Origin of the sequence: Streptomyces sp. NPDC089915 (assembly GCF_040684675.1) — a bacterium.
Taxonomy (GTDB): domain Bacteria; phylum Actinomycetota; class Actinomycetes; order Streptomycetales; family Streptomycetaceae; genus Streptomyces.
The window spans coordinates 17944-30331 of the sequence record NZ_JBFBGN010000090.1; the positions used below are offsets into that span (position 1 = coordinate 17944).

Annotated in this window: 1 protein-coding gene; it reads left to right on the forward strand. The window is 76.4% G+C overall.

The features are described from left to right. Positions 1-21: 21 nt before the first annotated feature. Positions 22-12388 (forward strand): type I polyketide synthase (locus AB0O29_RS24185; RefSeq protein ID WP_365154627.1); only part of this gene is annotated, 12367 nt, incomplete at its 3' end.

Here is a 12388-nt window from a genome sequence, read left to right on the forward strand (position 1 = left end):
GCGTTGAGGAACAGAAACCAGATGACGACCGATGTGAACAAGCTCCGCGACTACCTCAAGCGTGCCACCGTCGATCTGCGTCACGCCCGCCAGCGGCTGCGCGAGGCCGAGGGCAAGAACCGCGAACCGATCGCCATCGTGGGCATGAGCTGCCGCTACCCCGGCGGCGTCGAGTCCCCCGAGGACCTGTGGGACCTGGTCGCCGAGGGCCGAGACGCCATATCCGGCTTCCCCGCCGACCGCGGCTGGGACCTCGACGCGCTCTACGACCCGGACCCCGAGAACCCCGGCACCACCTACACCCGCGAAGGCGGATTCCTGCGCGGGGCCGCCGAGTTCGACCCCGCCTTCTTCGGGATCGGCCCGCGCGAGGCCCTCGCGATGGACCCCCAGCAGCGGCTCATCCTCGAAGCCTCCTGGGAGGCCGTCGAGCGCGCCGCGCTGGACCCGCAGTCCCTGCGCGGCAGCCGCACCGGCGTGTTCGCCGGGGTCATGTACCACGACTACGTCTCCCGCCTGCCCGCCATGCCCGAGGGCATCGAGGGCTACGTGAGCACCGGCAACACCGGCAGCGTGGTCTCCGGCCGCATCGCCTACACCCTGGGCCTGGAGGGCCCGGCCGTCACCATCGACACGGCCTGCTCCTCCTCCCTCGTGGCCCTCCACCTGGCCGTCCAGGCCCTGCGGCAGGGCGAGTGCGACCTCGCCCTCGCGGGCGGCGTCACCGTGATGGCCGGACCGACGACCTTCGTCGAGTTCAGCCGCCAGCGCGGGCTCTCGCCCGACGGCCGCTGCCGGGCCTTCTCCGCCGACGCCGACGGCACCGGCTGGTCCGAGGGCGTCGGCATGCTGCTCGTCGAACGGCTCTCCGACGCCGTCCGGCTCGGCCACCCCGTCCTGGCCGTGGTCCGCGGCTCCGCCGTCAACCAGGACGGCGCCAGCAACGGGCTCACCGCCCCCAACGGGCCGGCCCAGCAGCGGGTCATCCACCAGGCCCTGGCCAACGGCCTGCTCTCCCCGTCCGACGTGGACATCGTCGAGGCCCACGGCACCGGCACCACCCTCGGTGACCCGATCGAGGCGCAGGCCCTGCTCGCGGCCTACGGCCAGGAGCGGCCCGCCGACCGGCCCCTGCGGCTGGGCTCCGTCAAGTCCAACCTGGGGCACACGCAGGCCGCGGCCGGTGTCGCCGGCGTCATCAAGATGGTGCAGGCCCTGCGCCACGGGGTGCTGCCGAAGACCCTGCACGCGGACGAGCCGACCCCGCACGTCGACTGGTCCTCGGGCGCCGTCTCGCTCGTCACGGAGAACACCGCCTGGCCCGAGACGGAGCCGGGCCGGCCCCGCCGGGCGGCCGTCTCCGCCTTCGGCGTCAGCGGCACCAACGCGCACGTCGTCATCGAACAGCACCTGGACCCCGCCGAACCGGCCGCCACCGCCGAACCGTCCGTCCCGGCCGAAGCGGCCACCGCGACGGAAGCGGCCCCGGCCACCGCGCCGACCACCGCGCCGACCACCGCGCCGGAAGGCCCCGCCTGTACCGGTACGGCCACCCCCGCCGCCGACCGCCCCGCCGCCACGCCCGCCGACCGTGCCGCCGCCGTCGGTTCCGCCGTCGGCACCGCCATCGCCGGCCGGGCCGCCACCCTGGGCACCGCGATCGCCGGCCGCGCCGCGACCGTCGGCTCCGCCCTCGCCGACCGGGCCGCCACCCTCGTCGGCAGGGGCGGCGACCACGGCACCGGCGGCGGGCCCGACGCCACCGCCGGACCCCTGGACGGCGGAGCGCGCCCGGTCCTCTGGCCGCTGTCCGCCAAGACCCCGGCCGCCCTCGCCGCGCAGGCCGCCCGCCTCCGCACCCACCTGGCCGCCCTGCCCGCCGCCCCCGGTGCCGCCGTCCCGACGGCCGCCGACATCGCCCACACCCTCGCCACCACCCGCACCGCCTTCCCGCACCGCGCCGTACTCCTCGCGGCCGACCGGGCCGGCCTGGACCGCGCCTTGGACCACCTCGCCGACGCGGAGCCCGGCACTCCCGCGCCCGCCGGCACCGACGTGGTGCGCGGCACCGCCGACGACACCCGCCAGGCCGCCTTCGTCTTCCCCGGCCAGGGCTCCCAGTGGGCCGGCATGGCCGTCGAACTCCTCGACACCGCACCGGTCTTCGCCGACCGGCTGCGCCAGTGCGAGGAGGCCCTCGCCCCGCACGTCGACTGGTCGCTGACGGAGGTGCTGCGCGGCGCGCCCGGCGCCCCCGGCTTCGACCGGGTCGACGTCGTCCAGCCCGTGCTGTTCGCGGTGATGGTCTCCCTGGCCGAACTGTGGCGCTCCCACGGGGTGCGCCCGGCGGCCGTCGCCGGCCACAGCCAGGGCGAGATCGCCGCCGCGGCCGTCGTCGGCGCGCTCAGCCTGGAGGACGCCGCGAAGGTCGTCGCCCTGCGCAGCCGGGCGCTGACCGTGCTGTCCGGCCGGGGCGGCATGCTCTCCGTCGCCCTGCCCCTGGACCGGCTCACCCCGCTGATGGAACCCTGGGGCGAGCGGCTGTCCGTCGCCGCCGTCAACAGCCCGTCCTCCATCGTCGTCTCCGGCGACGGAGACGCCCTCGCCGAACTCCGCGACGCCCTGCACGCCGACGGGATCCGCGCCCGGCTGATCGCCGTGGACTACGCCTCCCACTCCGCGCACGTGGAGTCCGTCCGCGAACGCGTCCTCGAAGCCCTCGCCGACATCACCCCCCGCGCCTGCGAGGTGCCGTTCTACTCCACCGTCACCGGCGGCGTCGTGGACACCGACCGGCTCGACGCCGAGTACTGGTACCGCAGCCTGCGCCGGACCGTCCGCTTCGAGGAGGTCACCCGCGCCCTCGTCCGCGACGGACACGGCGCCCTCATCGAGGTCAGCGCGCACCCGGTGCTGACCGTCGGCATCCAGGAGACCCTCGACGACCTGGGCGGCGGCGCCGTCGCCCTCGCCACCCTGCGCCGCGACGAAGGGGGCACCGGCCGCTTCCTGCGCTCCGCCGCCGAGGCCCACGCCCACGGCGTCGCCCTCGACTGGCCCGCCGTCCTCGCCGCCCCGGACGCCCGCCGGATCCCGCTGCCCACGTACGCCTTCCAGCACGAGCGCTACTGGCTCGACGCCCCGCACACCCCGGCCGACGCGGCGGGCCTGGGCCTCGCCCCCTCGGACCACCCCCTGCTGGGCGCCGTCACCACCCTCGCCGACGCCGACGGGCTGCTGCTGACCGGCCGCCTGTCCCGGCACACCCACCCCTGGCTGGCCGAACACGAGGTGCTGGGCGCGGTCATCCTCCCCGGCACGGCCTTCGTGGAGCTCGCCGTCCGCGCCGGCGACCACCTCGGCTGCGAGGACCTGGCCGAACTCACCCTCCAGGCACCGCTGGTCCTGCCCGAACAGGGCGGCGTCCTCGTCCAGGTCGCGGTCGGCCCGGACGACGGCTCCGGCGACCGGCGCTTCGCCGTCCACTCCCGCCCCGACACCGCCGCCGAGGACGCCTGGACCTGCCACGCCACCGGCGTCCTGAACTCCGTGCCCGCGACGGCCGCCCCCGCCGCCGGGCCGGAGCCGGCCGACTGGCCGCCCGCCGGCGCGGCCCCCGTCGGCCTCGACGGCTTCTACGCCGAACTCGCCGCCCGCTCCTTCGCCTACGGCCCCGTCTTCCAGGGCCTGCGCGCCGCCTGGCGGCTCGGGGACGAGGTGTTCGCCGAGGTGGCCCTCCCCGAGGACGCCCGCGCCGAAGCAGACCGCTACGGGCTGCACCCGGCCCTGCTGGACGCGGCGCTGCACGCCGTCGGCTTCGGACCGCTCGGGGACATGGGCACCGGCCGGATGGCCTTCTCCTGGGAGGACGTGCGCCTGCACGCCACCGGAGCCGCCCGGCTGAGGATCCGGCTGACCCCGGCCGGCGCCGACGCGGTCGCCGTCACCGCCTCCGACGAGGACGGCCGGGCCGTGGCCACCGTCGGCACGCTCACCTTCCGCGAGGTCCGCGAGGAACACCTGCGGGCCGCGCTCACCGCACACCACGAATCCCTCTACCGGGTCGAATGGCAGACCCGGCCGGTCCCCGACACCGCCCCCGCCTCCACTCCGTGGGCGCTCATCGGCACCGACGAGACGGCCCTCCGGGAGACCGCCGCCGCCCTGGAGGCCGGCGGCACGCGGCCCGAGACCCACCCCGGCCTCACCGCCCTGGCCGAGGCGGTCACGGCCGGCGCACCCGTCCCCGCGACCGTGGCCGCCCTCCTCCCCGCGACCGAAGGCGAACCCGGCGCCGCGACCGTACGGGAGACCGCGCGGGCGGCCCTCGCCCTGCTGCGGGACTGGCTGGCCGACGACCGCTTCGCCGCCTCCCGCCTGGTCCTCCTCACCCACCGCGCCGTCCCCGCACCCGGCGCGGAAGCCGACGCACGGGACACCGGGGGCGCCCCCGGCACCCGCCCCGAACACGCCCCCGTCTGGGGCCTGATCCGCTCCGCCCAGTCCGAGCACGCCGACCGCCTCGTCCTCGCCGACACCGACGGCACCCCGGACTCCCTGCGCCGCCTGCCCGCCGCCGTCGCCACCGGAGAACCCCAACTGGCCCTGCGCGACGGCCTGATGTCCGTACCCCGGCTGGCCCGCGTCCCGGTCGGCACGGAACCCGCCACCGCCCCCGCCCTCGACCCCGAAGGCACCGTACTGATCACCGGGGGAACCGGCGCCCTCGGCCGGCTCGTCGCCGCCCACTTCATCACCACCCACGGCGTCCGCAACATCCTCCTCACCAGCCGCCGGGGCCCCGAGGCCGAAGGGGCCGCCGCACTCCAGGAGGAACTCTCCGCACTCGGCGCCACCGTCACCGTCGCCGCCTGCGACGCCGCCGACCGGGACGCCCTCACCGCCCTCCTCACGGCCGTCCCCGCCGACCGGCCGCTCACCGCGGTCGTCCACGCCGCCGCCGTCGTGGCCGGCGGACTCGTCGACACCCTCACCCCCGAGGACCTCGACCTGGTCCTGCGCCCCAAGGTCGACGCCGCACTCCACCTCCACGAGCTCACCCGAGGCCTGGACCTGTCCGCCTTCGTCCTCTTCTCCTCCCTCGCCGGCACCCTCGGCGGCGCAGGCCAGGGCGCCTACGCCGCCGGCAACGCCTTCCTCGACGCCCTCGCCCACCAGCGCCGCGCCCAGGGCCTGCCCGCCTCCTCCCTCGCCTGGGGCGTCTGGGACGAACGCGGCGACCAGACCCGGCTCGCCGACGAGGACCTGCGCCGCATGACCCGCGCCGGACTCGTCCCCCTCACCGCCGACGAGGGCCTGCGCCTCCTCGACACCGCCCGCACCCTGGACGACGCCGCCCTGGCCCCCGTACGCCTCGACCCGGCCGCCCTGCGCGGCCAGGCGGCAGGCCCCGTACCGGCCCTGCTGCGCGGACTGGTCCGCACCCCCGCGCGCCGCACCGCGCGCAGCGCCGCACCCGGCGCCGACGGCCTCTCCGCCGAACTGTCCCGGCTGGCCGCCCTGCCGCCCGCCGAGCGCAAGGACACCGTCCTGACCCTCGTCCGCAACCAGGTGGCCGCCGTCCTCGGCCACGCCACCCCCGACGCCGTCGACCCCGGCCGGGCCTTCCGGGAGCTCGGCTTCGACTCCCTGGCCGCCATGGACCTCCGCAACCGGCTCGCCGCCGCCACCGGCGTCCGCCTGCCCGCCACCGTCGTCTTCGACCACCCCACCCCCGCCGCACTCGCCGGCCACCTCCTGGACGAGATCCCCGGCGGCCACCCCGGCACCGCCCTCGTCACCACCGCGCCCGCCGCACCCGGCCGCCCCGCCGCCACGGGCGCCGAGGAGCCCGTCGCCATCGTCGCCATGAGCTGCCGCCTGCCCGGCGAGGTCCGCAGCCCCGAGGACCTGTGGAACCTCCTCGCCGACGGCACCGACGCCATCACCGGCCTCCCCGCCAACCGCGGCTGGGACCTCGACGCCCTCTACCACCCGGACCCCGACCACCCCGGCACCAGCTACGTCCGGGAAGGCGGATTCCTGCACGACGCGGGCGAGTTCGACCCCGGCTTCTTCGGCATCTCGCCCCGCGAGGCCCTCTCCATGGACCCGCAGCAGCGCCTCCTCCTCGAAACCTCCTGGGAGGCCTTCGAACGGGCCGGCATCGACCCCGCCACCCTGCGCGGCACCCGCACCGGCGTGTTCGCCGGCACCAACGGCCAGGACTACGCCATCGGCCTCTCGACGGAGCAGACCGAGGGCATGGAGGGGCACCTCCTCACCGCCAACTCCGCCTCCGTGGTCTCGGGCCGGGTCGCCTACACCTTCGGCCTCGAAGGCCCCGCCGTCACCGTCGACACCGCCTGCTCCTCCTCGCTGGTCGCCCTGCACCTGGCCGCGCAGTCCCTGCGCCGGGGCGAATGCGACCTGGCCCTCGCGGGCGGGGTCACCGTCATGTCCACCCCGGGCGCGCTCATCGGCTTCAGCCGCCAGCGCGGCCTGGCCCCGGACGCCCGCTGCCGCGCCTTCGCCGCCTCGGCGGACGGCACCGGCCTCGCCGAGGGCGCCGGCATGCTGCTCGTCGAACGGCTCTCCGACGCCCGCCGCAACGGCCACCGGATCCTCGCCGTCGTCCGCGGCTCCGCGATCAACCAGGACGGCGCCTCCAACGGCCTGACAGCCCCCAACGGGCCGGCGCAGCAGCGCGTGATCCGCGAGGCCCTCACGGACGCCGGACTGTCCGCCGCGGAGGTCGACGCCGTCGAGGCCCACGGCACCGGCACCACCCTCGGCGACCCGATCGAGGCGCAGGCCCTGCTGAAGGCCTACGGCACCGGCCGCGAAGCCGACCGGCCGCTGTGGCTGGGCACGGTCAAGTCCAACATCGGGCACACGCAGGCGGCTGCCGGTGTGGCGGGTGTGATCAAGATGGTGATGGCGATGCGCCACGGGGTGCTGCCGAAGACCCTGCACGTGGACGAGGCTTCGCCGCACGTGGACTGGACGGCCGGGGACGTACGGCTGCTGTCCGAGGCCCGTGAATGGGCGGAGCGGGACGGCCGTCCGCGCCGGGCGGGCGTCTCCTCCTTCGGCGTCAGCGGCACCAACGCCCACGTCATCGTCGAACAGGCCCCGTCCGACACCCCCGTCGCCGTCGGCGAGGCCGACGACCGCCCGGACCGGGAGGCCCCCGCCCCGCTGCCCGTCCCCTGGCTGATCTCCGCGAAGGACGAGAACGCCCTGCGCGCCCAGGCGGAACGGCTCCTGGCCCACGTCCGCCAGGCCGACCACGCGGACGCGACGGACATCGCCCTCTCCCTGGCGACCACCCGGGCCGCCTTCCCGCACCGCGCGGTCATCACCGGCCACGACCGGGACGACCTGCTGCACGGCCTGACCGCCCTCGCCCACGGCGAGACCCCGGGACCGCAGACGGTGACGGGCACGGCACCCGCGAGCGCCGGACGGACCGCCTTCCTGTTCTCGGGTCAGGGCAGTCAGCGGCTGGGCATGGGGCGTGAACTGCACGCCGTGTACCCGGTGTTCGCGGAGGCCTTCGACGCCGCGTGTGCCGCCCTGGACCCGTATCTCGAACTCCCGCTGAAGGGCGTGGTGTTCGGCGAGGAGCCGGAGCTGCTGAACGAGACACGGTTCACCCAGCCGGCGTTGTTCGCGGTCGAGGTGGCCCTGTCCCGGCTGCTGGAGTCGTGGGGCGTGCGTCCGGACTTCCTCGCCGGGCACTCGGTCGGCGAGTTCGCGGCCGCCCATGTCGCGGGTGTGCTCTCGCTGGAGGACGCGGCGAAGCTGGTGGCCGCGCGCGGCCGGCTGATGCAGGAGCTGCCGTCCGGTGGTGTGATGGTCGCGGTCCAGGCTTCCGAGGAGGAGGTACGGGAGCTGCTGGCCGGGTTCGAGGACCGTGCGGGCATCGCCGCCGTCAACGGGCCCACGTCCGTGGTGCTTTCAGGCGCCGAGGACGCTGTCACCGAGCTGGCCGGGAAACTGGGCGCCGAGGGCCGCAAGACCAAGGCCCTGACCGTCTCGCACGCCTTCCACTCCCCGCTGATGGACCCGATGCTCGACGCCTTCCGCGAGGTCGTGGAATCGGTCGTCTTCGAAGACCCGGGTCTCCCCGTCGTCTCCACCCTCACCGGGGGCCTCGTGACGGCCGAGGAGTTCGGCTCGCCGGACTACTGGGTGCGCCACGTCCGCGAGGCGGTCCGCTTCGCCGACGCCGTCAACGCCCTCGCCGCCGAAGGCGTACGCACCTTCCTGGAGGTCGGTCCCGGCGGGGTCCTGACCGCGCTCGCCCGGGAATCCCTCGACGAGCCGGCCGTCACCGTTCCCGTCCTGCGGGCCGACCGTGCCGAGGACCTGGCCGTCACCGGCGCCCTCGCCGGGCTCCACGTCCACGGCACCTCCGTCGACTGGGAGGCGGTCTTCGCCGGCCGTGGCGCCCGCCGCGTGGACCTGCCCACCTACCCCTTCCAGCACCAGCCGTTCTGGCTGGTCCCCGCAGGCTCCCGGGAGGCCGGCCCCGAGGCGGCGGACCCGGCCGAGGCCGCCTTCTGGGACAGCGTCGAGAGCCAGGACCTGGCCGCCCTCGCCGAACGGCTGGAGGTCGCCGGGGACTCCCCGCTCAGCTCCGTCCTGCCCGCACTGTCCCAGTGGCGCCGGCGGCAGCGCAGCCGCTCCGTCGTCGACTCCTGGCGCTACCGCGTCTCCTGGCAGCCGCTGGCCGGCGGCCGGGACACCGCCGAGCTGACCGGAACCTGGCTGCTGGCCGTCCCCGAGGGCGGCGAGCACGAGGCCGTGGTCACCGCCGTCTCCGACGCCCTGACCCGCCACGGCGCCGAGGTCGCCCTGCTGCCCGTCCGTGCCGACGAGACCCGTACCGGACTGGCCGCACGCCTGGGCCGTGAGCCCGGCGCGACGGACCCGGCCGGGGTGCTGTCCCTCCTCGCGCTCACCGAAGGCCCCCACCCGGACCACCCCGAACTGCCCGCCGGACTGGCCCTGACCACCCTGCTCGTCCAGGCCCTGGGCGACGCGGGGACCACCGCGCCCCTCTGGTGCGCCACCCGGGGAGCGGTCGCCACCGGCCGCTCGGACGCGCCGACCAGCCCGGAGCAGGCCATGGTCTGGGGCCTCGGCCGCTCCACGGCGCTCGACTACCCCGACCGCTGGGGCGGACTCGTCGACCTGCCCGCCATCCTGGACCGGCGGGCCGCCCGCCGCCTCGTCTCGCTGCTCGCCGACGGGACGGGAGGCGAGGACCAGATCGCGCTCCGGCCCTCCGGCGTCTTCGCCCGCCGCCTGGTCCGCGCCCTCGCCGCCGACGCCACCGCGTCGGCGGACCGGACCTGGCGGCCGCGCGGCACCGTCCTGATCACCGGCGGCACCGGAGCCCTCGGCGCCCAGGTCGCCCGGCACCTCGCCCGCAACGGCGCCGAGCACCTCGTGCTCACCGGCCGCCGGGGCCCGCAGGCTCCCGGGGCGGGCGAACTCGCCGCCGAGATAGAGGAACTGGGCGCCCGGGTCACCGTCACGGCCTGCGACCTCGCCGACCGCGCACAGGTGGCCGCCCTCCTCCGGGACCTCCCGGAGGACACCCACCCGCTCACCGCCGTGATCCACGCGGCCGGCCTGCCGCAGTTCACCCCCACCGACGGTCTGACCCCGGCCGACCTCGCCGCCGTCCTCGCCGCCAAGGCGGCCGGCGCCCGGCACCTCGACGAACTCCTCTGCGACCGGGACCTGGACGCCTTCGTACTCTTCTCCTCCGTCGCCGCCGCCTGGGGCAGCGGCAGCCAGGCCGCCTACTGCGCGGCCAACGCCCACCTCGACGCCCTCGCCGAGCAGCGCCGGGCCCGAGGGCTCGCCGCCACCTCCGTCGCCTGGGGCCCCTGGGCCGACGCCGGCATGGCCGGCGACGAGGAGGCCGAGGCCCACCTGCGCCGGCGCGGACTGCCCGCCATGTCCCCGGACACCGCCATCGCCGCACTCCAGCGGGCACTCGACCTCGACGAGACCACCGTCGTCGTCGCCGACGTCAGCTGGGACCGGTTCGCCCCCGCCTTCACCCTCGCCCGGCCCAGCGCCCTCCTCGCCGACCTGCCCGAGGCCCGCACGGCCCTCGCGGCCGCCCGGGGCGCGGCGGACGCCACCGGCGCGGGCGAGGACACGGCCCCCTCCCGTACCGCGGGACTCGCCGCACTTCCGGCGACCGAGCGCCACCGCGTCCTCCTCGACCTGGTCCGGGCCGAAGCCGCCCGGGCCCTGGGCCACCCGGACCTGACGGCGGTGGCCTCCGAACGCTCGTTCAAGGACCTCGGCTTCGATTCCCTCACCAGCGTCGAACTCCGCAACCGGCTGAACGGGGCCACCGGACTGCGGCTGCCCGCCACCCTCGTCTTCGACCACCCCAACGCGGAGGCCCTCGCCGCCTTCCTCTCCGCCGAGGTGTCCGGCCACGCGCCGGCCGCCCTCCCGACGGGCGGATCCGGACCCGCCGGGACGGCCACCCCCGACGAGCCGATCGCCATCGTCGCCATGGGCTGCCGCTTCCCCGGCGGCGCCGACACCCCCGAGCGGCTGTGGCGGCTCCTCGCCGACGGGGTCGACGCCGTCACCCCCTTCCCCGCCGACCGGGGCTGGGACCTCGGCTCCCTCCACCACCCGGACCCCGAACACCCCGGCACCACCTACGTCAGCGAGGGCGGCTTCCTCCACGACGCGGGCCGCTTCGACGCCCGGTTCTTCGGGATCTCCCCGCGCGAGGCCCTGGCCATGGACCCCCAGCAGCGGCTGCTCCTGGAGACCGCCTGGGAAACCCTGGAACGGGCCCGCCTCGCCCCCTCCTCCCTGCGCGGCAGCCGCACCGGCGTGTTCATCGGCTCCGGCTACCAGGGCTACGGCGCCACCCCGGGCGCCCTGCCCGACGGCGTCGAGGGACACCTCCTCACCGGCACCTCCAGCAGCGTCATGTCCGGCCGCATCGCCTACGCCCTGGGCCTCGAAGGCCCCGCGCTCACCGTGGACACGGCCTGCTCATCCTCCCTGGTCGCCCTGCACCTGGCCACCCAGGCCCTGCGCCAGGGGGAGTGCGAACTGGCCCTGGTCGGCGGGGCCGCCGTGATGGCCGGCCCCAACGCCTTCGTCGAGTTCAGCCGGCAGCGCGGGCTGGCCGCCGACGGCCGCTGCAAGCCGTTCGCGGCGGCCGCCGACGGTACCGGCTGGGGCGAGGGCGTCGGCATGCTGCTCGTGGAGCGGCTCTCCGACGCCGTGCGCCACGGCCACCCGGTCCTCGCGGTGGTCCGGGGGAGCGCCGTCAACCAGGACGGCGCCTCCAACGGCCTCACCGCCCCCAACGGCCCCGCCCAGCAGCGGGTGATCCGCCAGGCCCTCGCCAACGCCGGGCTGACGGCGGCGGACGTGGACGCCGTCGAGGCCCACGGCACGGGAACGGCCCTCGGCGACCCGATCGAGGCCCAGGCCCTGCTCGCCACCTACGGCCAGGAGCGGCACGGGGAACGGCCGTTGTGGCTGGGCTCCCTCAAGTCCAACATCGGCCACACCCAGGCCGCCTCCGGCCTGGCGAGCGTGATCAAGACCGTGCTGTCGCTCCGGCACGGCCTGCTGCCCCAGACCCTCCACGTGGACGAGCCCTCCCCGCACGTCGACTGGTCGGCGGGCGCGGTCCGGCTCCTCACCGAGCCCGTGGCCTGGACGGACACGGACCCCGACCGGCCGCGCCGGGCCGCCGTCTCCTCCTTCGGGGTGAGCGGCACCAACGCCCACACCATCATCGAGCAGGCCCCGACGGCCCCGGCGCGGCCTGTGGAGGCCCCCGACGCGCGGGACGGCAGCCTGCCCTGGACGCTCTCCGGCGGCGACGAGACGGCCCTGCGCGAGCAGGCCCGCAACCTCCTCGCCCACATCCGCTCCCACCCCGGGCTCACCCCGGCCGACCTGGCCCTCTCCCTGGCCGAGTCCCGCACCGCCCTGCCCCACCGGGCGGTGGTGCTGGGCACGACCACCGAGGAGCTGGCCGCCGGCCTGGCCGCCCTCAGCCAGGGCGAACCCTCGGCGGACCTCGTACGGGGCCGCACGGCCGGCTCCCGGCCCGGGACGGCGTTCCTGTTCTCGGGGCAGGGGAGTCAGCGGCTCGGTATGGGGCGTGAACTGTACGAGGTGTTCCCGGTGTTCGCGGATGCCTTCGACGCGGTGTGCGCGTATGTGGACGGGCATCTGGAGCGGCCGTTGCGGGAGGTGGTGTTCGGTGGGGACGCCGGGCTGTTGAACCGGACGGAGTTCGCCCAGCCGGCGTTGTTCGCGGTGGAGGTGGCGTTGTTCCGGCTGGTGGAGTCCTGGGGTGTGTCCCCGGACT